Annotated in this window: 24 protein-coding genes; 12 read left to right on the top strand and 12 right to left on the bottom strand. The window is 70.1% G+C overall.

All coding sequences use genetic code 11. From position 1 onward, the window contains the following. Nucleotides 1-4: 4 nt before the first annotated feature. A complete protein-coding gene (locus tag FKR81_RS31860; RefSeq protein WP_146357638.1) occupies nt 5-457 on the top strand; it encodes a GNAT family N-acetyltransferase in 453 nt (150 codons plus the stop codon). Here FKR81_RS31860 and FKR81_RS31855 read toward each other — a convergent pair. The 7 genes from FKR81_RS31855 to FKR81_RS31825 form a co-directional block, all read right to left on the bottom strand. Then, nucleotides 423-1,259 (bottom strand): alpha/beta fold hydrolase, encoded by an 837-nt coding sequence (locus FKR81_RS31855; protein WP_146357636.1) that lies wholly within the window; start codon nt 1,257-1,259, stop codon nt 423-425. The two genes, FKR81_RS31860 and FKR81_RS31855, sit on opposite strands and share 35 nt — an antisense overlap. A gap of 110 nt (nt 1,260-1,369) precedes the next feature. After that, nucleotides 1,370-1,789: an STAS domain-containing protein gene (locus FKR81_RS31850; RefSeq protein ID WP_146357634.1), complete on the bottom strand. Its 420-nt coding sequence runs from the start codon at nt 1,787-1,789 to the stop codon at nt 1,370-1,372. 312 nt (nt 1,790-2,101) lie between these two features. Further along, the gene (locus FKR81_RS31845; RefSeq protein WP_222598475.1) at nt 2,102-3,205 is read right to left on the bottom strand and encodes an AI-2E family transporter; all 1,104 of its coding nucleotides are present in this window, start codon (nt 3,203-3,205) and stop codon (nt 2,102-2,104) included. Nucleotides 3,206-3,368: 163 nt separating this feature from the next. Further along, a complete protein-coding gene (locus tag FKR81_RS31840; protein WP_222598474.1) occupies nt 3,369-4,118 on the bottom strand; it encodes a GAF and ANTAR domain-containing protein in 750 nt (249 codons plus the stop codon). Between the two features lie 2 nt (nt 4,119-4,120). After that, entirely contained in the window at nt 4,121-4,843 is a 723-nt protein-coding gene (locus FKR81_RS31835; RefSeq protein ID WP_146357630.1) for a GAF and ANTAR domain-containing protein, read from the bottom strand. 39 nt (nt 4,844-4,882) lie between these two features. Further along, complete coding sequence (locus FKR81_RS31830; protein WP_146357628.1) at nt 4,883-5,767, bottom strand: hypothetical protein; 885 nt, start codon at nt 5,765-5,767, stop codon at nt 4,883-4,885. A gap of 234 nt (nt 5,768-6,001) precedes the next feature. Beyond that, nucleotides 6,002-6,565: a GNAT family N-acetyltransferase gene (locus tag FKR81_RS31825; RefSeq protein WP_235921877.1), complete on the bottom strand. Its 564-nt coding sequence runs from the start codon at nt 6,563-6,565 to the stop codon at nt 6,002-6,004. 343 nt (nt 6,566-6,908) lie between these two features. Between FKR81_RS31825 and FKR81_RS31820 the strand changes: the two genes are divergently transcribed. Genes FKR81_RS31820 through FKR81_RS31810 form a run of 3 tightly spaced genes read left to right on the top strand, consistent with a single transcriptional unit; the run spans nt 6,909 to nt 10,518 of the window. Next, entirely contained in the window at nt 6,909-8,042 is a 1,134-nt protein-coding gene (locus FKR81_RS31820) for a glycosyltransferase (protein ID WP_146357626.1), read from the top strand. Further along, nucleotides 8,039-9,049 (top strand): glycosyltransferase, encoded by a 1,011-nt coding sequence (locus tag FKR81_RS31815; protein WP_146357624.1) that lies wholly within the window; start codon nt 8,039-8,041, stop codon nt 9,047-9,049. Before FKR81_RS31820 ends, FKR81_RS31815 begins: the two co-directional genes overlap by 4 nt. Next, nucleotides 9,046-10,518, top strand: a complete 1,473-nt coding sequence (locus FKR81_RS31810; RefSeq protein ID WP_146357622.1) for a glycoside hydrolase family 130 protein — start codon at nt 9,046-9,048, stop codon at nt 10,516-10,518. The genes FKR81_RS31815 and FKR81_RS31810 overlap by 4 nt, the downstream gene beginning before the upstream one ends. Nucleotides 10,519-10,918: 400 nt before the next feature. Here FKR81_RS31810 and htpG read toward each other — a convergent pair whose 3' ends face one another. Further along, on the bottom strand, nt 10,919-12,766 hold the full coding sequence (htpG, locus tag FKR81_RS31805; RefSeq protein WP_146357620.1) for a molecular chaperone HtpG: 1,848 nt from the start codon (nt 12,764-12,766) through the stop codon (nt 10,919-10,921). A gap of 60 nt (nt 12,767-12,826) precedes the next feature. On the opposite strand from htpG, the gene FKR81_RS31800 reads away from it, so the two are divergent. Beyond that, complete coding sequence (locus tag FKR81_RS31800) at nt 12,827-13,699, top strand: hypothetical protein (protein WP_222598473.1); 873 nt, start codon at nt 12,827-12,829, stop codon at nt 13,697-13,699. Here the strand turns inward: FKR81_RS31800 and FKR81_RS31795 are convergent. Next, complete coding sequence (locus FKR81_RS31795) at nt 13,692-15,209, bottom strand: FAD-binding oxidoreductase (RefSeq protein WP_222598472.1); 1,518 nt, start codon at nt 15,207-15,209, stop codon at nt 13,692-13,694. The two genes, FKR81_RS31800 and FKR81_RS31795, sit on opposite strands and share 8 nt — an antisense overlap. On the opposite strand from FKR81_RS31795, the gene FKR81_RS31790 reads away from it, so the two are divergent. Continuing rightward, a complete protein-coding gene (locus FKR81_RS31790; protein WP_146357617.1) occupies nt 15,208-16,230 on the top strand; it encodes a DUF7669 domain-containing protein in 1,023 nt (340 codons plus the stop codon). The genes FKR81_RS31795 and FKR81_RS31790 overlap by 2 nt on opposite strands. Before the next feature lie 4 nt (nt 16,231-16,234). On the opposite strand, the gene FKR81_RS31785 is transcribed toward FKR81_RS31790, so the two are convergent. Together FKR81_RS31785 and FKR81_RS31780 are read right to left on the bottom strand one after the other, a co-directional pair. Next, complete coding sequence (locus tag FKR81_RS31785; RefSeq protein ID WP_146357615.1) at nt 16,235-16,807, bottom strand: GNAT family N-acetyltransferase; 573 nt, start codon at nt 16,805-16,807, stop codon at nt 16,235-16,237. A gap of 1 nt (nt 16,808) precedes the next feature. Then, nucleotides 16,809-17,570, bottom strand: coding sequence for a hypothetical protein (locus tag FKR81_RS31780; protein WP_146357613.1), 762 nt, complete (start codon nt 17,568-17,570; stop codon nt 16,809-16,811). A 31-nt stretch (nt 17,571-17,601) separates the two neighbouring features. On the opposite strand from FKR81_RS31780, the gene FKR81_RS31775 reads away from it, so the two are divergent. Then, the gene (locus FKR81_RS31775) at nt 17,602-18,168 is read left to right on the top strand and encodes a class I SAM-dependent DNA methyltransferase (protein ID WP_146357611.1); all 567 of its coding nucleotides are present in this window, start codon (nt 17,602-17,604) and stop codon (nt 18,166-18,168) included. A 17-nt stretch (nt 18,169-18,185) separates the two neighbouring features. Here FKR81_RS31775 and FKR81_RS31770 read toward each other — a convergent pair whose 3' ends face one another. Beyond that, on the bottom strand, nt 18,186-20,093 hold the full coding sequence (locus FKR81_RS31770) for a PIG-L family deacetylase (protein ID WP_146357609.1): 1,908 nt from the start codon (nt 20,091-20,093) through the stop codon (nt 18,186-18,188). 142 nt (nt 20,094-20,235) lie between these two features. Here FKR81_RS31770 and FKR81_RS31765 point away from each other — a divergent pair, with 142 nt between their 5' ends. The 5 genes from FKR81_RS31765 to FKR81_RS31745 all read left to right on the top strand — a co-directional run bounded on the left by FKR81_RS31765 (nt 20,236) and on the right by FKR81_RS31745 (nt 24,611). Next, nucleotides 20,236-21,513, top strand: coding sequence for a sensor histidine kinase (locus tag FKR81_RS31765; RefSeq protein WP_146357607.1), 1,278 nt, complete (start codon nt 20,236-20,238; stop codon nt 21,511-21,513). Beyond that, nucleotides 21,510-22,160 (top strand): response regulator, encoded by a 651-nt coding sequence (locus FKR81_RS31760; RefSeq protein ID WP_146357605.1) that lies wholly within the window; start codon nt 21,510-21,512, stop codon nt 22,158-22,160. Before FKR81_RS31765 ends, FKR81_RS31760 begins: the two co-directional genes overlap by 4 nt. A 60-nt stretch (nt 22,161-22,220) precedes the next feature. Next, a complete protein-coding gene (locus FKR81_RS31755) occupies nt 22,221-23,099 on the top strand; it encodes an ABC transporter ATP-binding protein (protein ID WP_146357603.1) in 879 nt (292 codons plus the stop codon). Further along, nucleotides 23,099-24,175, top strand: a complete 1,077-nt coding sequence (locus tag FKR81_RS31750) for an ABC transporter permease (RefSeq protein ID WP_146357601.1) — start codon at nt 23,099-23,101, stop codon at nt 24,173-24,175. The genes FKR81_RS31755 and FKR81_RS31750 overlap by 1 nt, the downstream gene beginning before the upstream one ends. Before the next feature lie 130 nt (nt 24,176-24,305). After that, on the top strand, nt 24,306-24,611 hold the full coding sequence (locus tag FKR81_RS31745; protein ID WP_222598471.1) for a hypothetical protein: 306 nt from the start codon (nt 24,306-24,308) through the stop codon (nt 24,609-24,611). Nucleotides 24,612-24,638: the final 27 nt, after the last annotated feature.

Below are 24,638 nucleotides of genomic sequence, written 5' to 3'. Positions count from 1 at the left end.
CGCCGTGGACATCACGTTGCGCCCGGCCGCTCCCGCCGACGACGAGTGGTGCTTCCAGCTGCACAAGGCCGCGCTGGGGGACGTCGTCGCCGCCACGTGGGGCTGGGACGACGACGTCCAGCGGGACCACCACGCGAAGTCGTTCCGCCCAGGCGCCTGGCAGATCATCGTCGTCGACGGGCAGGACGCAGGCGTGCTGATCGTCGAACGCCGTCCGGCCGAGGTGTGCCTCGCGCGCATCGAGATCCACCCCGGCCACCAGGGACGCGGCGTCGGCACCCGGCTCGTGGAGGACCTGCTCGCCGAGGCGCGACACCGCGACCAGCCGCTCGTGCTGGAGGTGATCGAGGCGAACCACCGCGCCCAGGCTCTCTACGAGCGGCTCGGATTCGTCGAGACCGGCAGGCGCGGCGTCAAGGTGCTCATGAGCGCAGGAAGGCCAGCAGCTCCGCGTTGAACGTCTCCGCGTGCGTGACGTTGAACCCGTGCGGCGCGTCCTGCACCAGCACCAGCTTGCTGTCCGGGATCGCCTCCGCGGTGCGCTTCCCGCTGACCTCGAACGGCACGATCGCGTCGGAGTCGCCGTGGATGACCAGCGTCGGGATGTCGAACGCCTTGAGGTCGTCGCGGAAGTCCGTGGTGGAGAAGGCGGTCGTGCAGTCGAGCGTGCCCTTCGGTGACGCCGCGGTGGCGATCGCGACGTTGTAGTGCCGTTGTGCGTCGCTGATCAGGTCCGTGCGGCCGCGCACGGAGAAGAAGTTCGTCAGGAACTGGTCGACGAACGCGACGCGGTCGGCGCGGAGGCCGTCGTGGAAACCGTTCACCGCGGCCTGGTCCAACCCGCCTTCGGGGTTGTCGTGCGCCTTGAACAGGTACGGCGGCACGGCGCCCGCGAAGACGGCGCGCCGCACCCGGTCCGTGCCGTAGCGGCCGACGTACCTGGCGACCTCGCCACCGCCCATCGAGAAGCCGGCGAGCGTGACGTCGGTCAGGTCGAGCTCCTGGAGCAGGGCGTGCAGGTCGGCGGCGAACGTGTCGTAGTCGTAGCCGCTCCACGGCTGGGACGAGGCACCGAAGCCGCGGCGGTCGTAGGTGATCACCCGGTAACCGTCGTCGACCAGTGCGGGCACCTGCTTCTCCCACGAGCGGCCGGACAGCGGCCAGCCGTGGATCAGCACGACGGGACGGCCGGAACCGAAGTCCTCGAAGTGAATCTCGACGGGGTACCCGTTCTCCTCGCCGACGGTGACGCGTGGCATGGCATGGGTCCTTTCCTCGATTCGTCCCCCTCAGCCATCCTCGTCCCGCCCCGCGGGGTGGACCATCACGCCGAGAGTTGAATCGACACCGCCGGTTGCGCCTTCCGTCGTTACCCGTCCGGGCCGCTGCCCATGCGCATCAGGGCGAGGCCGATGTCGGGGAGGATGTCGAACACGGCGTCCAGTCCGGTGATCGACATCGGTAGCAGAACCGGGCGGGCGCGTGCGACCAGGCACACCCTGAGTCCCGCCGCCAGCGCCGCGTCCCTGACGGTGACGAGGACGGTGAGGCCTGCCGCGCCGAGGAAGGTGACCGCGGTGAGATCGATGACCAGGTGCGGACCGCCGGACCGCACGTGTTCGAGGAGGCGATCGCGCAGCGGCCTGCCGGTGCACGTGTCCACCTCACCGCGCACCGCCAGCACGACCACATCTGGCTGGAGCGGGTGCGCCGTGACGATCGGGGCGGGTTGGGCGGCGGCCGCGCGTGCGGGATGGTTCGGCAACACGCGGTGGAGGATGGCGGTCATGGGGTCTTGTTCTCCTTGGTAGGGGCGGCGTGTTGTGCCGCTCAGAGTCGCTGGCAGTCCTATTCGGACTGATTGTGAACGCCTCTGGAGCGCGGTCGCTCCTGGACAGTCCACTCAGGACTCTTGTCGAATGGTTGACAGGCGCGTGGCGCTGACAGAAACCGTTCGCGAGAACATGACTACGGCCTCCTTGACGCGTCTGCGGATCTACGCGTGCGCCGCCAAGGTCCGGGGCGATGCCCGACCCACCACGATCCCCGTCCGCCGAACCTGCGCAGGCTCAACGGAGCAGTGCGACCGGGTAGTGCTCCCTCAATGTAGCCCTCCGCGGGGGTGCCGGACAGGGCTGATGCGAGACCGGTACCGCTGGGTCGGCACCCGGCGGTGAGCGTCGACGGCCGGGCTCGGGGCGCGGTGGCTCCAGATGTCGCGCAGAACGACCTGGATGATGCCCGCGGCGGGTATGGCGAGCAGTGCGCCGAGTACGCCGGCGAGCTCGGTCGCCAGCAGCAGCGCGACCAGCACGGTCAACGGGTTGAGCCGGACCGTCCGGGAGAAGATCACCGGCTGCAGCAGGTGGTTCTCCAGCTGCTGGTAGACCACGAAGAAGATGACCACGGTGATGGCCGCTGGCACGGAGTGGATGAGCGCGGCGACACTCGCGACCACCGCGCCGATGGTGGCGCCCACGAGCGGGATCAGGTCGGCGATGGCGACGAAGACCGCGATCAGCTCGGCGAACTGCACCCCGAAGATCTTCAGCACGATGTAGGTGAGCACACCGCAGATCGCGCTGATGAGCAGGTTGCCCGAGATGTAGCCGGTGATGGTCTTCGTGCACTCGCGGCCAACCCGGCGGATGCGGTCCGCGCGGCGGGGCGGGAACAGCGCGAGCGTCCCCTCGACCACCTTGGGGCCCTGCAACACCGCGAGGTAGGACAGCACGAAGATGGAGATGGTCGCGATGATCCCGGTGACCGCGCTGCGGAGCAGGTTCAGCGCGGGAGTGCCGAGTCCGGTCGCGAACTGCCGGATGCGCTCCTCGTTGTCGCGGGCGAACTCCAGCGCGTTGGTGCGGTCCAGCAGGGTGCCGACCGGGCCTCGGCCGCCGCGTGCGTCCGCGATCATCTCCGGCAGCCGCGTCGCCAGCTGCGTGCCCTGGTCGGCGAGGGGCACGGCGAAGAGCGTGAGCACGCCGCCGACCACCAGCACGACCGCGAGGAACACGACCAGCGTCGCCAGGGCACGGCGGCACCACCGGACGTGGTCCTCCAGCCAGTCCACCGCCGGGTAGAGCGCGACGGTGAAGACGACCGCGATGAGCATCCACACCAGCACGCGCTGGACGTGCATCACGAACACCACGGCCACGACCGTGGCCAGCGTCAGCCCGATGGCCGCCAGGATGGTCCGCACGGGGACCGCGTGAGAGCGTTTGCCCGACATCACGCCGGACCTCCCGTCCGGCCGTCGGACGACCGTTCTCAGGGAAAGCCGAGGACGGCGCCGGTTCTGCTTCCGGCGCACGAAATGCTCTCGGCACCATCGAAGTTACGCCGCCGGGCCGGGTGGCGCCTCTCTACGGACGCGACCGCGGCCGTTGGACCCTCGTCAGCTCGGCGACCTCCGGTGATCGCGCGATCACCTGTTGTGCGACGTCCGACAGGAACTGGTTGGTGTTGCGGGCGTAGTTCCGCATCAGCGTGAACGCGTCGGCGATCCCGATCTGCATGCGTTCGGTCAGAATGCCCTTCGCCTGCTCGATCATGATGCGGCTGTTGAGCGCGTTCTGGAGTTGTTCCGCGACCATCTCGCTGTGCCGCAGCGCGCGAACCTGCAGGATGCTGATCGTCGCGACGTTGGCGAAGGACTGCGCCAGCGCGATCGCGTCCGCGGGGATGACGCCGGGGGAGGTCCGGAAGAGGTTCAGCGCGCCGACGACCTGCTCGCGCAGCCGCATCGGCACCGCGTGGACGGCGGCGAACCCCTGTTCGCGCGCCGCGACCGTGAACGCCGGCCAGCGCTGCGGCTCCTCGGCCAGGTCAGCGCACCCCACGGGCTGGCCGGTGTTGAAGCAGTCCAGGCACGGTCCCTCCTCGGCCTGCAGCTGGAACAGCTCCAGCAGTCGTGCCTGCTCGGTGGACGCGGCCACCAGGTTCAGCGCTCCCCGCTGGTCGGCCAGCAGGATCCCGACCGCGTCGACGTCCATCAGCTCGACGCAGCGCTCGGTCAGGGTGTGCAGGAAGTCGATGGCGTCGAACCCCAGCACGAGCGTGTCCGCCAGGTCGACGAAGGTCTGAGCGATCCGCCGGTCCAACACGTGGCTCACCTCTACTTCTCATGGTTGGTATCCGGGGCGAATCTCAGTGTGCGCGCGACCACGTCCGTCGCCACATCCGAGAGGCGCCGACCGGTCAGGTAGGAGTGCGCGCGCAGCCGGAGGAACGCCTCACCGAGGTCTGCGCCCAGCTGCACCGACACCATGCCGGTCGCCTGGTGCACCACGCCCCAGCGTCGTTCCGGCTCGGTGCGCGACAGGTCGCCGCTGTCCGGCACCGTCGACGTCGCGGCCCGGTGGAGCAACAGCGTTGTCGCCGCGTCCGCGAACAGCAGTGCGTCCGCGAGCTCGTCCGGGGACAGAACTCCGTCGACGTCCCGGCAGATCTCCAGTGCGCCCAACGTGATTCCTCCCAGCGCCAGCGGGATCACGAACACCGCGGCCACACCCGCCGCGATCGCGGCGGACGCGAAAACGGGCCAGCGCCTGGCGTTCCAGTCGTCCGCCAGGTCGGCCGCGAACACCGGCCTGTTCTGCCGCAACGACTCCGAGACCGGTCCCTCGCCCACCATGACCTGGAGCTCGGCGAACTCGTCCCCGGCTGCTCCGACGACCTCGAGCGGCTGGGCCGTCCCGGCCAGGTACACCCCGACGCTGATCGCGTTCAGCCCGATCCGGCAGGCGAGGCAGACGTGACGGACACCGACGGGCTCGCGGTCGGCCCTGGCGGTCTCGTTGATCAGCTGCGCCACGTCCAAGTGCCGATTCGTGCCCATGTCGGTCACTCCTCGCCGCTGTGCTCTCGTGAACCGACCCTAGCCCCAGGCTTCACCGCTGTCCGGCGCGGCGACGTAGGCCGCGATTCGCGCGGTGAGTTCCCGTGCGCCCGCGTGGGAACGGTGTCGCTCCGCGTACCGGCCGAGCGGGCGGATGCGGTCGCGGACGCGCGCCGATGCCAGGCACTCGGCGGATGCCAGCGCGCGGAACCCGACGTCGACGCCGTGGTCGAGGTCCTGCTCGATCAGGTGGTCGATCGACAGCAGGATGAGGCTGAACGCGCGGCTGCGGGCCATGTCGTTGTCGTAGTGGTCGGTCGCGTCGACGAGCAGTGGAATCGCGGTCTTGGCGTGCCGCGGATCCGCGGTGCGGGCCAGATCCGTGTGGATGGCGCCGATCGCGGCCGACAGGTCCGTGTCGGTGAAGAACCTCGCCCAGTCGGGCACATGGGTGCGGTCGGCAGCCGCGAACAGGTCTTTGCCGCGCTCGATCTCGGCGTGCGCGAGTGCCGCGTCCCCGCGCTTGGCGTGGGTCCACGCCGAGTTCACGGTGAGGATGCTGGCCGCGATCTCGTTGCCCGGCAGGGTCGCGGCGAGCAGGCCGAGCTGGAAGTGGTCATCGGCTTCGCCGAGTTCCTCGTGGTGCAGACCCATGCGGCCGAGCCGGTAGCAGATGTTGGCGACCAGCCCGTCGTGGTGGCCGAGCCGGGCCAGTTCGAGCGCCTGGGTGAAGTGCGCGCGGGCGGGACCGGGCTGCCCGGCGTCGAAGCACACCCAGCCGGCGAGGTTGTGCAGGTCGGCCAGCGCGACGTGCAACTGCTGCCGCACCGATTCGGAGGCCGACGCCTCGAGCATCAGCTGCCCGGTCCGCAACCTGGTGCGAACGGCGTCGAGACAGGCGTCCCCGCCCAGCCGGTAGTCCAAGGCGCGCAAAGAGTGTGTGTCGGCCTCCAGTCGAACGACGTCGGAGACGCCGATCGATCTCGGTGGACGGTCAGCGGCGGAAAAGGAATCGGGGGCGGCCATGACGGCACTCCTGACAGCGGGACTGGAGAAGTGGCCGCCGGGGTCCGGGGCGAGCCGATGAGCACGTCGAGCTGGCTCGACTGCTGGTGACGTTAGCCGAGCCCCGCCAGTGACGGTGCCGCGAACAGGGTGTCAGTCGCCGCTGATGTTGAGCGGCTGGAGCGCCTTCGGCGCCGCCTGGTCGAGGTCGGCCACCCGGAGGCGGAACACCTGCAGTTCGATGCCGTAGTACTTGGTGGTCTCGCCGACCCAGTGCATGCCGTTGTTCCGGACGGTCGCCGCGGCGCGGCCGTTGCCGGGCCGGATGACGGCGAAGACCTCGTCGACGTTCTGGCTGAACGCCCAGCCGGCGATGGCGTGGGCGGTCTCGGTGGCGTAGCCGTTGCCCCAGACGTCGGGGCGCAGCTGCCAGCCGATCTCCAGGTCCTCGTCGCCGGGCGGCAGCGGGAGCAGGATCGCGCCGCCGATCACCTGGTCGTCGGTGTTCCGCTGGATCGCCCATCGGCCCGCCGGTGCCCGCAGCCGGGCGCATTCCGCGATCCACTGCTGCAGCCACAACCGCATGGCCGCCAGGTCCGGCACCCGGTCCATGTCGGGGCTGAGCCAGCGCGTCACCTCGGCTTGGCCGTAGACGTCCAGCGCGGCCTGTGCGTCGTCGATCCGCCATGGCCGCAGGGTCAGTCGCTCGGTGGTCAACACTCGGGCCGTGGGGGGCGACGTGCTCACATCGTGCTCCGTTTCCTCCAGGTCGTTTCGAAAAGGCTGATGTGTTCAGGCTACGCGCCAACTCAATATTTGCGTTGATTCAGGTGACGTCTGAGAATTGGCTGTGAGTATTTGCACGTGACATTTTCTGATACCTTTTCGGTCGATCATGCCTGAATGCGTGTAGGGTTCGAGCTCTCCAGGACACCTGCGCAAATGGGCGATCAAGCTGATTTCTCCGGCCTGTGCGGAAATCTTCTGCGCCCGTGTCCTGACGATCACGCGCGAACGATCGCCGGCCCGCCCTTCAGTCGACCCGAAAGGGCCCTGCTTCATGGTTCGCACTTACGGTTTTCTGAGCACGTATCCGCCCACGCACTGCGGGCTCGCCACCTTCACGGCCTCTCTCCTGCGCCACCTCACCGAGGTCACGCCGGGCAGCTGGGGCTGTGTCGTCCGCGTCCTCGAGGATGAGGACCGCGACACGGCCGTCGCCGCGGGATCGCCCGTGGTGCACCAGATGGCTCCCGGCGAGGTCGAGGCCGCGGCCGCGGCGCTCAACCGCTGCGACGTGGTCGTCGTGCAGCACGAGTACGGCATCTACGCCGGCCGGGACGGCGCCGACGTGCTCGGCGTGCTCGCCCGGCTCCGGGTCCCGGTGATCGTCGTCCTGCACACGGTGCTCACCGCGCCCACGCCCGGTCAGCGCCAGGTGCTCGAGGAAGTCGTCGGGTACGCCGACGCCGTGGTGACCATGTCCGAGGCCGCTCGGCGCCGGCTCGTGGCCGGTTACACCATCGGGCGACCCGATGAGGTCGTCGTGATCCCGCACGGTGCGCTTCCCGTCGAGCCGCCCGCCCACGGTCCGTCCACCGGCAGGCCGGTGATCCTGACGTGGGGCTTGCTGGGACGAGGTAAGGGCATCGAGTGGGGCATCTCGGCGCTGGGCGCGTTGCGCGACCTGAAGCCGCGCTACCTGGTGGCCGGCCAGACCCATCCCAAGGTGCTGGCGCACGAGGGCGAGATCTACCGCAGGAACCTGCGCAACCGCGCCGCCGCGTTCGGCGTCGGGAACATGGTCGAGTTCGACCCGACCTACCGGGAAGTCGGTGCGCTGGCGGAGCTGGTCGGCCAGGCCGACGTCGTGCTGCTGCCCTACGACTCGTCCGAACAGGTCACCTCCGGGGTGCTGATCGAGGCACTGGCCGCTCGGCGGCCGGTGGTCGCGACCGAGTTCCCCCACGCGGCAGAGCTGCTGGCGGACGGGGTGGGACTGCTGGTGCCGCACCGCGATCCGGCTGCCATCGCCGTGGCGCTGCGGCGCGTGCTGACCGAGCCGGGGCTCGCCGCCGCGATGGGGGACCGGGCGGCCAGGCTGGCACCCGGCCTCAGCTGGTCTGCCGTCGCGCACCACTACCGGGACCTGGCGGACAGCCTGCTGGCCGCGCCCGTCGCGGTCTCCACGTGACCGGCCCGAGCTTCGCCCACCTGGCGCGCCTGAGCGATGACACGGGTCTGCACGAGCACGCCCGCGGGCCGTTGCCGCGCCGTGAACACGGCTACTGCCTGGACGACGTCGCCCGCGGTCTGGTCGTGCTCTGCCGAGAGCCGGAACTGCCTGCCGACCTGGTCGTGCTGGTGGAGCGCTACCTCGCGTTCACCGCCCACGCGCAGGCGGGCGACGGGCGATTCCACAACCGGCTCGGTCCCGACCGGCGATGGCAGGACGAGCCGGGGCTCGGCGACTGGTGGGGACGCGCGCTGTGGGGCCTGGGCACCGCCGCGGCCCGATGCCCGGCGCCGTGGATCCGGACGGCCGCGCTCGCCTGTTTCGACACGAGCGCCCATCACCGGCCGCCGTCGGTGCGCTCGATGGCGTTCGCCGCGCTCGGCGCGGCCGAGGTGCTGACCGCTGCCCCCGACCACGCACTCGCGGCCAAGCTGCTCGGCGACGTCGCGGCGTACGTGGGCGAGCCGAGCCAGGTCCCGGACTGGCCGTGGCCGGAGCGGCGGCTCTTCTACGCCAACGCCGCGTTGCCCGAGGCGCTGATCGCCGCGGGCGACCTCCTCGCCGACCGCACGGTCCGCGACGACGGCCTGCGGTTGCTGACCTGGCTGCTGACGGTCGAGTCCCGCGACGGTCACCTCTCGCCGACCCCGGCCGGTGGCTGGCGCGTGGGTGAAGCCCGCCCCGCGTTCGGCCAGCAACCCATCGAGGTCGCGGCGCTCGCGGACGCCTGCGCCCGCGCCCACCGGGTGACCGGCGACCGGGAGTGGCTCATCGGCGTCCGCCGCGCGGTCGCGTGGTTCGGCGGCGACAACGACATCGGCGAGCCGCTGCACGACCCGGAGACCGGTGGCGGCCGCGACGGACTGGAGCGCGACGGGTGCAGCCGCAACCAGGGCGCCGAGTCGACGCTGGCGCTGATCTCCACGCTGCAGCACGGTCGCGCACTGCTGGGCAGCGCTGGATGAACGCCATCGTTCATCGCACCTCCCTGCGGTTGCGGCCGGACCCGCGCCGGGTGGTCACGAAGCTCTTCGTACCGGGCGAGGAACGGCCCGAGCACGAGTCGCGTTCCGCGGCGGTGATCCGGCGGGTGATGGCACTGGACGAGGAGACCGTGTGCGCGGCGCTGACCCGCACGGTCCACCTGTTCGCGGGACGGCACCGCGACGTCCGGGCGACCTTCGCCGACCACTTCGCGAGCGTCAGCCACCGCCTCGCCGTCGGCGCCGAGCTGACCGAGTCGCGCAGGCTGCTCATCGGCGCGTACTTCACGCACGAGTACGCCATCGAGGGTGCCGCGCTGTGCAACCCGTCGATGGTCGCGCATCCCGACCAGACCGGGGTGCCGCCGGGGCACCTGCGGTTCCTGCTGAGCGTGCGCGGCATCGGCGAGGGCCACCTGTCGTCGGTGGGCTTCCGCACCGGGATGCTCGCTCCCGGCGGCGTGCTCACCGTCGATCCACCCCCGGCCGTCGTCACCACCGGGGTGCGCAGTGACGTGGTGCACGAGAAGAGCCTCTTCCAGGGCAAGCTCGCCGAGTTCGGTCACGGCGACGAGGTCTCCGCCGTGCTGAACCGCTGGCTGCCCGAGCGGTTCACCACCGGTGAGCTGGACCGGCTGCTGGCCGACCTGCATCCGCAGCTGGTCGCCCGCCAGGAGGCCCACCGGACCATCGAGCTGATCCGGTGGATCGCGGCGTGCAACTACGCGTCGGAGTTCCCCGAGGACACCGTCGTCAGCGGGCGGGTGCTCTGGCCGACCGGCCCGTCCGAGCGGCAGGGCATGGAGGACGCCAGGTTCGTGCGCTTCACCGACGACGACGGCGATCAGACCTACTACGCCACCTACACCGCGTACGACGGTGTCGACGTCGCGCCACAGCTGTTGCAGACCAACGACTTCCGCACGTTCCAGGTCTCGCAGACGACCGGTTCGGCCGCGCGCAACAAGGGAATGGCCCTGTTCCCCAGGCGGATCGGTGGCCGGTTCGCGGCGCTGTCGCGCGGTGACGGGGAGAGCACGGCCGTGGTGACCTCCGACGACATCAGGACCTGGAACGGGGCGCGTCCCGTGGAGGTACCCGCGAGGGACTGGGACCTCGTCCAGGTCGGCAACTGCGGCTCACCGATCGAAACCCCCGAAGGCTGGCTCGTGCTGACCCACGGCGTCGGCCCGATGCGGGTCTACTCGATGGGCGCGATCCTGCTCGACCTCGAACACCCCGAGCGGGTGCTGGCCACCCTGTCCGAACCGCTGCTGCTGCCCGCCGCCACCGAACGCGACGGGTACGTGCCCAACGTCGTGTACTCCTGCGGCAGCCTGCTGCACGACGACACCCTGGTGATCCCCTACGGCGCGAGCGACTCGACCATCGCGCTGGCGACCGCGTCCGTGCGCGAGGTACTCGGCGCCATGGTCCGGATCGCGGCGTAGCGCTGCGGTTGGTGCGCGAGGGGGTTGCGCGAGCAGCACACAACCCGCGGCGAACGGTCTCGGCTGGTCACAGCGCTCATCGCGCCTCGCCGCAGGGACGGGCTGGTCGACAGCCGCACCCGCGGCTCGGCCGGTGCCGGCGCGGCCGTGCACGGTCGTGCTCACGCAGAGGTCCCCGCCAGGGGGTCCCCTGCTTTCATTCTCCCAGCGAGCACTGACAATTTCGGGCCCGAAGGCGCACTTGTCCACAAGTCACCGAACATCCGCGCGCGACGTCAAAGGCTCACGACACCCCGGTGCGCGATGACCGCCGGACCGGCGGCGGCCGTCCGGCGGTCACCCCACCAGTTCTACCGAGCGGCGAGCGGGACCGGTCCCGCTCGCCGCGACGACAACGCCGTCAGAGCGTGCGCTGCAGCCGGTCCGACAGCAGCCGCACGAACCGCGACGGGTCGGTCAGCTCGCCGCCTTCGGCCAGCAAAGCCATGCCGTACAACAGTTCCACGGTGTCGGACAGCTCGGTGTGGTCCGAGCGCGAGCCGAACGCCTCGTGCAGGCTCGTGACGAGCGGGTGCGTGGGGTTCAGCTCGAGGATGCGCTTGATCTGCGGCAGCTCCTGGCCCATCGCGCGGTACATCTTCTCGAGCGTCGGCGTCAGGTCGTGCTGGTCGCCGACGATGCACGCCGCGGACGTGGTGAGCCGCGAGGACAGCCGCACCTGCTTGACGTGCTCGCTCAGCGACGTCGTCATCCACGCCAGCAGGTCGGCGAAGTCCTTCTCGCGCTCGGACGTCGCGGACTTCTCCTCCTCGGTCTCCAGGTCCACCTGGCCCTTGGCGATCGACTGGAACTGCCTGCCCTCGAACTGCGGGACCGCCTCGACCCACATCTCGTCGATCGCGTCGGTCAGGATCAGGACCTCGAAACCCTTGGCGCGCAACGCCTCCAGGTGCGGCGAGTTCTCGATCGTGGCGCGTGAGTCGCCGGTCATGAAGTAGATGTGCTGCTGGTCGTCCTTCATGCGCTCGACGTACTGCTTGAGCGTCGTCAGGTCGTCCGGCGAGTTCGTCGACGCGAACGACGAGATGGCGAGGATCGACTCGCGGTTCTCGACGTCGCTGAGCAGGCCCTCCTTGACCGCACCGCCGAGCTCGCGCCAGAACGTCGCGTAGTTGTCGGGCTTCTCGGTCATCATCGTCTTGACCGTCGACAGGACCTTCTTGACCAGGCGGCGGCGCATCAGCTGGATCTGCCGGTCCTGCTGGAGGATCTCGCGCGACACGTTCAGCGACAGGTCCTGCGCGTCGACGACGCCCTTCACGAAGCGCAGGTACTCCGGCATCAGCGCTTCGCAGTCGTCCATGATGAAGACGCGCTTCACGTACAGCTGCACGCCGCGCTTGCGCTCGCGCATGAACAGGTCCATCGGCGCCTGTGACGGGATGAACAGCAGCGCCTGGTACTCGAACGTGCCCTCCGCCTGCATGCGGAACGTCTCGAGCGGGCTGTTCCAGTCGTGGCTGATGTGCCGGTAGAACTCGGCGTACTCCTCGTCGGTCACGTCGCTCGACGACCGCGCCCACAACGCCTTGCGCGAGTTGATCGTCTCCTCACCGAGCCGCACCGGCCAGGTGATGAAGTCCGAGTACCGCTTGACGATCTCGGTGATCTTGCCCTTGGCCGTGTAGTCGGGGAGCTGGTCATCGGCGTCGACGGGCTTCAGGTGCAGGGTGACCGAGGTGCCCTGCGGCGCGTCCGCGACCGCGTCGATCGTGTACGTGCTCTCGCCGCTCGACTCCCAGCGCACGCCTTCCGCCGCGTGCGGGTGCCGCGTCACGAGGGTGACCTTGTCGGCGACCATGAAGGTCGAGTAGAAGCCGATGCCGAACTGGCCGATCAGGTCCTGCTGCTGGTCGGACTCCTTCAGCTTGCGCAGGAACTCGGCCGTCCCCGACTTCGCGATCGTGCCGATCAGCTCGACGACCTCGTCGCGCGTCATGCCGATGCCGTTGTCGCGCACGGTGAGCGTGTGCTGCTCCTCGTCGGCCTCGATCGCGATGTGCAGGTCGGAGATATCCGCGGTCAGGTCCTTGTCGCGGAACGTCTCCAGGCGCAGCTTGTCCAACGCGTCGGAGGCGTTCGACACCAGCTCGCGCAGGAACGTGTCCTTGTTCGAGTAGATCGAATGGATCATCAGCTGCAACAGCTGACGGGCCTCGGACTGGAACTCGAGCGTCTCCACGTGCATCCCTCTCTGCCTACTCCTCGCAGCCGCGAATCGTACCGATCAGCGGATATCGTCTTGCGGGTGGAACCGACCCAGTGGCGCGGACGCCCCGGCAGGCTCGAGGTCTGGTACACGACGCTGACCGACCCGGCGTCCGGCACCGGCGTGTGGCTGCACCACGAACTGGTGGCGCCGGTGTCCGGCGACCCGTACACGCACGGCTGGGCGGCGGTGTTCCCGCCGGACGGCCCGCCCGTGCACAGCAGGTTCGGCCCGCACCCCTACACCGACGGCCTGTTCACGGCGGGCGACGTGCTGATGGCCCCGCACCGCCTGACCGGCCGCGCGGGCGACGTGACCTGGAACCTGCGCTGCTCACCCGGTGGCGAGCCGCTGTACACGTTCCCGAAGTGGGCCTGGCGCCACCACCTGCTGCCCGCCGCGCACATGGTGCCCGCGCCGACCTCGACGTTCTCCGGCACGCTGACCTGGGGTTCGTCGGTCCTGGACCTCGCGGCGGCACCGGGCGCGTCCGCCCGGATCTACGGCCACGGCAACGCGCGCCGCTGGGCGTGGCTGCACGCCGACCTGGGCGGCGGCGACGTGCTGGAGGTGGTGGCCGCGGTGTCGCAACGCCCGCTGTTCCGCCTGCTGCCACCGCTGACGTTCCTGCGGCTGCGCGTCGGCGGCCGTGAATACCCCCGCCGCGACCCGCTGCTGGCGTCGTTCGGCTACAAAGCCGATCTCACGTTCCCGACGTGGTCCGTGGCCGGCCGCGGCCTGCGCGTCGACGTGACCCTGCCCGAGCACCAGACGCTCGCGCTGAACTACACCAACCCCGACGGCACGACGGCCGTCTGCCGCAACTCGGAGCGCGCGAGCTGCGTGCTCACCGTCGGCGACCGCCGCTGGCAGCTGGACGGCACCGCGCACGCCGAGGTCGGCATCAGCTGACGAGCACGCCGGGGTTCAGCACGTGCGCCGGGTCCAGCGCCTTCTTGGCCGCCTTGAACGCCTCCGCGAACACGTCCGGCCGCTGCCGGTCGTACCAGGGCCGATGGTCGCGCCCGACGGCGTGGTGGTGCGTGATCGTGCCGCCGTTGCCGGCGATCGCCTCCGACACGCGGGCCTTGATCTCGTCCCACTCCCGCGTCCCACCCGGCGCGTAGACGCCGTAGTAGGGCGCGGGCCCGTCCGGGTAGACGTGCGTGAAGCGGCACGTGACCAGGCTCTTCGCTGCTTGCGTGATGGCCGCGTGCAGTTGCTCGAACCGGTCCCACGTGCACGCCGTCTCGAACGTCTCCGCGATCATCCCGTGCTGCACCATCGCGTCGCGCAGGTACGGCATCCGCAGGAACGACCGCCGCCACGTCCCGGCCGTCTCCTCGTCCGGCACGCCGCCGTGGTCCCGGCACAGCTCGACGGCCCGCTCCAGCCACACGTCAACGGGATGATCAGCCGATTCGAAGGCGAGCACCAGCACCGACTGCGTGCTGCCCGCGTTGAGGAACGCCTCGGCGGGATCGAGCAGCCGGCAGTTGGCCGGGAACAACCCGGACTGCGCGACCGCCCGCGTGGCCGCGACGGCCCGCCCCCAGTCGTCGAACCGCACGGACGTGCCCGCCCGCCAGCGCGGCGGCGCCTGCAGCCGCATCCACGCCTCGGTGATGACCCCGAGCGCGCCCTCCGAGCCGAGGAACATCCGGTCGGGCGACGGCCCCGCACCGGAGCCCGGGAGCCGCCGCGACTCGCTGATTCCCTTCGGTGTCACCACTCTCATCGACTCGGTCAGGTCGTCGATGTGCGTGTAGAGGGTCGCGAAGTGCCCGCCCGCGCGAGTCGCCAGCCAGCCGCCGAGCGTGGAGAACTCGAACGACTGCGGGAAGTGGCGCAGCGTCAGTCCGTGCGGCTTCAGCTGTTGTTCGAGGTGCGGCCCCAGCACACCGCCCTGGATCCGGGCCGCCCTGCTGACCGGGTCGACCTCGACCACCTGGTCGAGCGCCATGGTGTCCAGGGTGACGACGCCGTCGTAGTCGTTGGCGCAGCGAGGTTCCACGCCCGCCACCACGCTCGAGCCGCCGCCGTACGGGATGACCGCGTAGCCGTTGGTGGTGCACCAGTCGAGGACGTCCACCACGTCCTGCTCGGTGCGCGGGCGCGCGATCTGGTCCGGTACCGGGCCCACCTCTCCGGCCAGGTTCCTGGCCACGTCGCGGAACGCCTTGCCCCTGGCGTGGGCCAGCCGGTCCACCTGGTCGTCCGCGCAGAGCGCCGCCAGTGCGGGTGGTGGCTGGATTCGGCTCGCCGGGACTTCGAGCTCGCGCGGGTCCGGCGGTGCGCGGAAGGTCAGGTCCGCGGTGGGGAGCAGTCCTCGGACGCGCTTGACGAGGTTGTCGCGTTCCTCCTGCGTGACCGCGTCCTCGACGTAGCCCCAGCCCCACCACGACCGCATCCTGATCGTCATGCGACAGCACCCTAGTTCGCGGATAACGCCGGCGGGACCCGTCGCGATGGACCCGGTGCCGTGCACGACGCCGACGATCGGGGCGATCATGACCTTCGACCCGCACCACGTGATGGCACGCCTGGCCGTGCAGAGAACGATCTTCCACTCGGAGGCCGACTTCCAGCACGCGCTCGCCTGGCAGATCCAGTGTGAACATCCGGACGCTCGGGTCAGGTTGCACACGCGGCCAACGCGCGAGATTCGCCTGGATCTGCTGGTGCACCTCGACGGCGTGCGCATCGCCATCGAGCTCAAGCACCTCGCCGCGGCGTTCAGCGGCGTGGTCGCTGGCGAGAACTTCGAACTGCTGAACCAGGCGGCGCAGGACATCGCCCGGCACGACGTGATCAAGGACGTCGTGCGGCTGGAACGTCTGGTCGCCGACGGCCTGGCGGACGTGGGCTGGTCGGTGACGTTGTCCAACGACCACACCTTCTGGCGCCCCGCGCGCAAGGTCGACCCGATCGACGCCGCCTTCCGGCTGCACGAAGGGCGGCAGCTGTCGGGCACGCTCGGGTGGGCGGCCAACGCGGGCAAGGGCACCACGGTCAAGCGCGACGTGCCGCACGTGCTCGCCGGGCACTACCAGTGCAACTGGCGCGACTACTCGACGGTCATCGACTCGAGTGGGCGCCCGCGCGACTTCCGTTACCTCTGCTTCGCGGTGGCAGGCGTGCCGCGGGTTCCGGGCAGTCGCCTGGCCGAGACACCGGTCGTCGCCCCAGCTCCGCGGCTCACCGCTGTCACCGCACGGGACGAGATCCTCGAGGCGGCGCGGACGCTGGCGAATCGCAGTGCGGACAAGACGTTCAGCGTCCACGAGATCGTCGATCAGCTCAGGCGGCAGGGCAGCCGCTACGCCGAGAACACCGTGCGCACGCACGTCGTTTCACGCATGTGCGTCAACGCGCCGGACCACCACGCGACGGTCTTCGCCGACCTGGAGCGGGTGGGGGCGGGGCGCTACCGGCTCGTCTGAAGGCTCATCCGTCGCACCGCAGGCGGGCGTGGACGTGCACGTCATGCCACCCGTCGGCGTGCTGCAACGACTTGCGCTGCGTCCCCTCGAGAAGGAACGAAGCCCGCTCAGCCACCCGGCACGAAGCGAGGTTCGCGGTCGAGTGCAGGAGGGACAACCGGTTCAACTGCAAGGTGTCGAAGCACCACCGGCTCAGCAACCGGGCGGCCCGCCAGGCGATCCCGGCCCCACGAGCCGAGGGCAGCACCCAGTAGGACACCTGCGCGGACGCCTCGAACAGGGAGATGGTGCGCAGCCCGACCTGGCCGACGACGGCACCACCGGACGTGATCGCCCAGCTGGCGTCGGTCTCCGCGTCCCAGCGCACCGGCCACCCGAGTATCCACGCGAGCGACTCGTCGGTGTCGGCCATGGTGCGCACGTGCCACCGCTGGATGTCCGGGCACGAGAACGCCGAGAGCACGACCGGGGCGTCCGCGGTCGTCCACGGGCGCAACACCAGAGACGTACCGAGAACGGGCTGCGGCAGCGACCGCAGTGCACCGGAGGCAATGGCGGGAGAGACCAGCAACGGCATGTCAGTTACCGCCCAACCACGACTTGGCGTCCAGGGAAATCCGTGCGACGTAACGGTCGATGCCCGGCGCCGGGCCGTCGCACCCGCGTGAAACGGTGCCGGAGGGGCAGAAGTGGATGTCGTCCGAGTCGGCGTGCACGCGCGTCGTGCCGGACGGTTCGGTGCACGAGGGCGTCCCCAGTTCCGCGGGAGTGCAGGGCACGAAACGGGTGAACGCGTATCGGTCACCCGAAACGACAGTCGCGCCGGCGTCGGAGACACGATCGCCCGACAGCTCGGCGACGTAGGAGTAGATCTCGTTGAGCCTGCGGGGAATCTCGCGGTCCGGTGACGGTGCCTGCAACACCCACAGCATCGCGGGGCGGGGGATGCCCGCGGCGTCGGCGGCCGCGGAGATCTCGCGACGGGCGGACAGCGCGTTCCAGAAGTAGCGGTCGTAGAAGGCATCTGTGCCGCGCCGGGTGTCGTTCGCGCACGGCGACCAGAAGTCGTTGCCCCAGAACTGGAGCACGACGAGGTCGGGTCGCAGGGTGCGGATCGCGGTGTCCAGTTTGGCCGACGGTGGCAGCCACGTCGGGCTGTCGGCCAGGTAGTCGCAGATCGCGGTGCCGCCCAGCGTCAGGTCGTGGAACGTCGCGGGCGTCAGCGCGGCGGCCAGCGCGGGAGCGTTCTGGGCGCCGACGGAGTCGCCGATGTAGACGACGACGGGAGAAGGGCTGGTCAGCGTCGAGAGAGTCAACGCGACCGCGAGCACCAACCGCATGGCCGCACCGTAACAGTGCGACAGTGGACCCGTGCAGACATGGGACGGCGACGCGTACCAGCGCAGGTTCGACGAGCTCGCCAGGACGAAGGACGTGCACGGCGAGGCGGCGTTCGTGCGGGCCCACCAGCCCGAGAGCGTCCTCGACGCCGGGTGCGGCACCGGGCGGGTCGCCATCGAGCTGAAGCGGCACGGGATCGAGGTCGTGGGCGTCGACGTGGACGCGTCGATGCTGGCCACCGCGCGCAAGCGAGAACCCGGTGTCGAGTGGATCGAGTCAGACCTCGCCTGCCTCGACCTGAAGCGCACCTTCGACGTGGTGGTCATGGCGGGCAACGTCCCGCTGTTCACGCCGCCCGGCACGCAGGCGGCGCTGGTGAAGGGCGTTGCGAGGCACGTCGGGCGGTTGCTGGTCGCCGGGTTCAGCCTCGGCCGCGGCTACGGGATCGCCGAGTACGACGAGCACGCGGCCGCCGCCGGACTCACCCTCGTCGAGCGCTTCTCGACCTGGGACCGCGCGCCTTTCGGTGACGACCAGTACGCGGTTTCGGTGCACACCACCGGAACGCGGGATGGTGAGGGGAGCTTTGGGGGTTGAAGCTCCCCTCACCTGGTCTAGTTGCCGGCGAGCTGCCAGCCGCCGAACGGGGCGTCCGGGCCGACGGCCGTCTGCCTGCGCTCGTGCAGGCGGCAGTCGGCGCCGACGACGAACACGCGCACCAGGCCCATGGCGTCCAGCACCGGTGCGGGACCGACCTCGAAGTAGCCGCCCAGGTCCTCCCACGGACCGAACGCGCCGGTGGGCCCCTGCCGCACGACACTGAGTCCGTAGTCGTTGTTGCGCGCGAACGCGAGCACACGCGGAGTGGCGCCGCCGGACGTGACGGCGGTGACCGGGCCGGTGCCGCCCACGCCGCCGAGGTTCGTGACGGTCGTCTGCCACGAGCCGTTCGGCGACGACTCGGCCAGCGTGCCGACGGAGCCGTCGTTCGGCTTGCGGGTGAAGACGCGCACCTTGCCCGCGTCCAGCGCCACACCCGGCGTGTACGTGCAGTCGGCGCTGGTGGTCAGCGCCTGGTACAGCGTGGCGCCGCCGGGGTTCTGGTACCAGTGGAACGCCTTGCCGTTGCCGTCGGCGAAGACGTGCATGCGGCCGCCCGGCGCGGTGAACGCGACCGGCGGTGACATGGCCTTGCCGTTGCCGCCGGAGACCGTGTACCACCCGCTGAAACCCGTGCCCTGCTGGAACTTGTTGCCCAGCGTCCCGGCGCGGTTCACGACGAACAGCTCCAGCAGACCCGAGCTCACGCCGAAGCACGGCGTGCCGTACGCGGCGGTGTTGTTGTTGGGGTTGCCGAGTGACGTCCACGCACCGAAGCCGCCGCCGGGTGCCGTCTGCGTCGCCGTGCGGATCGCCGCGGTGTCGAGGTCGAGCACCGCGATCTGGATCTTGTTGTCGCCGCGCATCGCCAGCGCGACACCGGGTGCGAACGTGCCGGCGAGGAGGTTCGTCGGGCCGACCCACGCGCCGCCGTTGGGCTGGCGCCACCACATCAGCGCGTCACCGGCCACGACGAACGCGTGCAGCGTGCCGGAGGCGTCGAGCATCGCCCACGGCTGGGTCACCGGCCAGCGCTCGTAGTTGCGGGACAGGTTCGCGTTGAACGTGTCGCCGGTCAGCGGGTCGCGGTCGGCGTACTTGTTGTACGCGGTGGTCTTCGCCGTGCGCAGCGCGGACGGCACGTTCGCGGGCGCCTTCTGCGTGTTGTAGCAGCGGTACCGGGTGAGCAGCGCGAACGGCCTGCCGTCCGGGCCCTCGTAGGCCTTCATGGCCTTCTGCGCGAACTTCGCGGCGGCGATGTGGTCCCAGTGCTCCGGCAGCGAACCGCCGTAGCGCGCGTCGTCCGGGTACGGGTCCTGCGCGCGGATCGTCGTCGGCTGGAACTGGCGCAGCAGCCCCAGCAGCACGGCGTCCACATCGGCCTGCTTGTAGCGCTGCACCCGGCCGATCGGGCTGCCCTTCGGCAGGATCGTGTCGGTCGAGTAGCTCGTGCTGTTCCACAGGTTCGTCAGCGCGTCGAGGTGCAGGTCGTCACCCGCGTCCGGCAGGCCGAGGTAGATCAGCTGCACCTGGGGCGCACCGCTCAGGGTGTCGACGCCGACTATCTTGCCGGCCACGGTCATCGTGCCGCGGCTCCACGTGTTCGGCTTGCCCGCGAGTGACGCGTACGCCGCGCGCTGACCGGACTGCAGCTGCGCGGACAGCTCCTCGCGGCTCATGTCGTCCGTACCGTTGAACTCGTCCGCGGTCAGGATGATCGTCCGAACCGGACATCCCGAGAGGATCGCCGGCTGGATGTCCGGGTTGATGAACAGGAGGTCGTCATCCGAGTGCGCGACGATCTGCACGAAGCTCGCCCCGCTCGGCAACGCGTGCGCCGTCCCGGAACCGACGCCGATCGCCGTCGTCACCGCGGCGGTGGTGCCCGCTACGAGGACTGTTCGTCTGCTGACCTTGGGCATGTAGGAACCTCCCACCAATCTTTGACGGGGATTCGGTTGGCAATGAATCTTTGTTACGGAGCGCTCCAGTTCCGATGCCAAGTCGTCACTCGAATAGCCCAACTATCGCAATGGGTGAACGCGGTGAGTAACGTTGCGGCCCATGGGGAGTGAGGATCCGGGTTGGAGCGACTGGAGGCGTCCAGCGCCCACGCCGACCCAGCAGCGGAACGACGCGTGGCTCGCGCTCGCCGTCCTGTGCGGTGCGCTGGTGATGATCGTGCTCGTCAACAGCGTGGGCGCGTTCGCCTTCGGTGACGCACCCTCGCTCGCCGAGCAGTTCGCGTGGGGCGCGGGCGTGACGGCCCCGTTGGTGGTGCGGCGCAGGTACCCGCTCGTGGTGCTGTTCGTCGTCGGCGCGCTGTTCATCGCGGCGCAGGTGCGGCACGTCGGCGACAACTTCGTGCCGTCGATGGCGCTCTTCATCGCGATCTACACCGTCGGCGCGTGGGAGCAGCGGCGGATGGTCGCGCGCTGGGCGCGCATCGGCGTGGTCGTGGTGATGTTCGGCTGGCTCGGGTTCGGCCTGGTGCGGTTCCTGATCGGGCCGGAGCAGAAGTTCGAGAACGCGGCGGGCCCGCTCGACCCGGTGCTCGCGTCCGTCCTCTACGGCATCGGGTTCAACCTGTTGTACTTCCTGTCCGCCTACTTCATCGGCGACCTGGCGTGGCTGTCCGCGCGCAGGCAGGCCGAGCTGGAGGACCGCGCCGAGCAGCTGCGGCAGTCGCAGGAGCAGAACACCCGCGGCGCGATCGTCGCCGAACGCATGCGCATCGCGCGCGACCTGCACGACGTCGTCGCGCACCACGTGTCCGTCATGGGCATCCAGGCCGCCGCGGCACGCCGGGTGCTCGAGACCGACCCCGACCTGGCCCGCTCGGCGCTGCAGCTGGTCGAGCAGACCGCGCGCAGCTCCGTCGGCGAGCTGCGCGGGCTGCTCGGCGTGCTGCGGACGTCCGACGAGGGCGAGGGCGCGGACCGCCCGGCGCCCGGTCTCGACGAGTTGCCCGAGCTGGTGGACAACGCGCGGTCGGCGGGACTTGTAGTGGAGCACGGGACGTACGGCGAGCCGCGGCCCGTGCCCGCCGGCGTCGCTCTGTCCGCCTACCGGGTGGTGCAGGAGGCGCTGACGAACGTCGTGAAGCACGCCGAGGCGCGCACGGTCGACGTGCGCGTGCGGTTCCTCGACACCGCGCTGGAGGTCGAGGTCAGCGACGACGGCAGGGGCAGGGCGACCGACAACGGGGGAGGGTTCGGGCTGGTGGGCATGCGTGAGCGAGTAGCGGTGCACGGCGGTGAGTTCGAGGCGGGTCCGAGGCGTGGCACCGGTTATCTGGTGCGCGCGACGCTGCCGACGACGGTCCAGAAGGAGACGCGGTGACGCTGCGGGTGGTGCTCGCCGACGACCAGGACCTGGTGCGGGCGGGCTTCCGGGTGATACTCGGGACGGAGGACGGCATCGAGGTCGTCGGCGAGGCCGGTGACGGCGAGCAGGCCGTCGAGCTCGTCGAACGGCTGCGGCCGGACGTCGTGCTGATGGACGTGCAAATGCCGAGGGTCGACGGGCTGGAGGCGACCAGGCGCATCCTCCGCGCGCACGACGACGTCAAGGTCGTCATCCTCACGACGTTCGACCGCGAGGACTACCTCTTCGAGGCGCTGCGGGCCGGTGCGAGCGGCTTCCTGCTGAAGAACGCCTCGCCGGAGGACCTGATCGAGTCCGTCCGGATCGTCGCGCGCGGCGACGCGCTGCTGTCGCCGGAGGTCACCCGCCGGGTGATCGCGCGCTTCAACCAGCCCGCCGAGGTCGTGCCGCTGCGGCCGTCGGAGCTGACCGACCGCGAGTTCGAGGTGCTGGTCGAGCTCGCGCGCGGGTCGAGCAACGCGGAGATCGCGAAGGCGCTGCACCTGGGGGAGACGACGGTCAAGACGCACGTGTCGCGCGTGCTCAACAAGCTCGGCCTGCGCGACCGCACGCACGCCGTCGTGTTCGCCTACGAACGGGGCATCGTTCGGCCGCGCGGATGACCTCCGGGGTGGGTCTCGCGCAGGACGCGCTCGAAGGGGTTCCGGCATAGCGTTCTGCGCATGTTGACGGTGACATCGATCAGCCGGACCTTCGGCGAGAAGTGGGTTCTGGACGACGTCTCGTTCGACGTCCGGCCGGGGCGGATGACCGGGTTCCTCGGCGCGAACGGCGCCGGGAAGACGACCATGATGCGGATCATCCTGGGGGTGCTCGCCGCGCACCGCGGCACCGTGACGTGGCAGGGCGTGCCGGTCACCGCGTCCACGCGGCCGAGCTTCGGCTACATGCCGGAGGAACGCGGGCTCTACCCGAAGATGAAGGTGGCCGAGCAGATCACCTGGCTCGGGCGCCTGCACGGGATGGACCGCGCCACCGCGCAGCGCAACACGGACCTGCTGCTGTCCGAACTGGACCTGACCGAGCGCGCGGGCGACAAGCTGGAGGCGTTGTCGCTCGGCAACCAGCAGCGCGTGCAGATAGCCGCCGCGCTCGTGCACGAACCGGAGGTGCTGGTACTCGACGAGCCGTTCTCCGGGCTCGACCCGATCGCCGTCGACACGGTGCTGGACGTGCTGCGCAAGCGCGCCGCGAACGGCGTGCCGGTGCTGTTCTCCAGCCACCAGCTCGCGGTGGTCGAGCAGCTGTGCGACGACGTGGTGATCATCTCCGGCGGCGCGATCACGGCCAGCGGCACGCGTGACGAGCTGCGCGCCCAGTACGCCACACCGCGCTTCGAGCTGGTCGTCGAGTCCGACGCGGGCTGGGTGCGCGACGTGCCCGGCATCGAGGTCGTCGAGCTGGACGGCCCGCGCGTCGTGTTCGACCTGACCTCCGCGTCCGACCAGCAGGTGCTGCGCGCCGCACTCGACCGCGGCGCGGTCCGCAGCTTCACCCCGGTCGTCCCGACCCTCGGCGAGATCTTCAAGGAGGCTGCCTGATGTCCGAGTCGAGCAGCAACGCGTCGTTCGCAGCGGCGACCAGGCTGGTCGCCGAGCGCGAGATGAGCACTTTCCTGCGCAGCAAGGGTTTCTGGGTCGGCTTCGGGGTCACCGTGCTGGCGCTGTTCGCGATCGCCGTGCTGCCGTCGCTGCTCGCGGGCGGACCGCCGAAGGTCGCCGTCGTCGGCTCCGTGTCGCTGTCCGGCGCGGACCTCGACGTGCGGCAGGTCAACGACCTCGCGGCCGCCGAGCAGCTGGTGCGCTCGGACGAGGTCGAGGCGGCCATCGTGGCCGAGGGCACCGGTGTGCGCGTGATCGGGCTGACCAACCCGCCGTCCGACGTGATGTCCGCGCTGGCGACCGAGCCACCGGTGTCCCTGCTGGAGCCCGCCGACGTGAGTCCGGGCGTGCGCCAGCTCGTGATCACCGTGTTCGCGTTCGTGTTCCTCATGTTCGGCATGGGCGGCGCGGCGATCGCGCAGAGCACCGTCACCGAGAAGCAGACCCGGATCGTGGAGATCCTGGTGTCCACGATCCCCGTGCGCGCGCTGCTCGCGGGCAAGATCGCCGGGCACGCGGTGCTGACCATCGGCCAGGTGCTGGTGCTCGCACTGGCCGCACCGATCGCGCTGCGCATCGGCGGTCACGCCGACCTGCTCGGCGTGGTGCTGCCCGCGCTCGGCTGGTTCGTGCCGTTCCTGGTGCTCGGCTTCGTGCTGCTCGCCGCGGTGTGGGCGGTCGCGGGGTCGCTCGTGAGCAGGCAGGAGGACCTCGGGTCCAGCATGACCCTGGTCATGATGCTGGTGATGGGCCCGTACTTCGGCGTCATGTTCTTCTTCGACCAGCCCGTTGTCATGACCGTGTTGTCGTACGTGCCGTTCTCCGCGGCCGTCGCGATGCCCGTGCGGATCTTCGCCGGGGAGGCGCAGGTGTGGGAAGGGCTGTTGTCGCTCGGGCTGCTCGCCGGCTCCGTCGTCGTGATCGTGCTGCTCGCCAGCCGGCTCTACTCGGGGTCGTTGTTGCAGACCGGCGGCAAGGTCGCGTTGCGCAAGGCGTGGCAGCACGCCGAATCCTGAACTGGCCATTAACTGGCCTAATCCTGCCGATACGACTTCATCCGCAGATGTGATGTGATGTACTCGAAGTAGGTGCCGACGAACATGCAGTGAATTCACTCGAATGGTCGCTTGGAGCGAATTGACGAGGGTGGGTGACTTCTGGGATCTCCTGGACGACGTCGAGCCGGAGCTCGGCTCGTTGCCGGTCGCCGACCTGGTGCGACTGGTGGAGAACCCGAAGCAGGACAACGAGTTGGACGATCCGGTGTCGGTTGTCGAACGGGCGTTGGACCGCCCGCTGACGCTCGAGGAGCGGGGATTGGTGATGCTGAAGGTGTTGGCACCGCGAGATGTGGGGGCACCTTCCGAAGCACTCCGCTATTCCTTCGCCCGCGCCGCTGAACAGGAAGAACCCTGGGCAGCCGCGATCTCGGTCGGCGCACTGGGTGCGTGAGGATGAGCGACGCCGCCGCCGAGGAAC

Source organism: Lentzea tibetensis (assembly GCF_007845675.1).
GTDB classification, from domain to species: Bacteria; Actinomycetota; Actinomycetes; order Mycobacteriales; family Pseudonocardiaceae; genus Lentzea; species Lentzea tibetensis.
The sequence above is the reverse complement of the archived record's forward strand: the minus strand, read 5'-3'. Positions and strand labels throughout refer to the sequence as shown.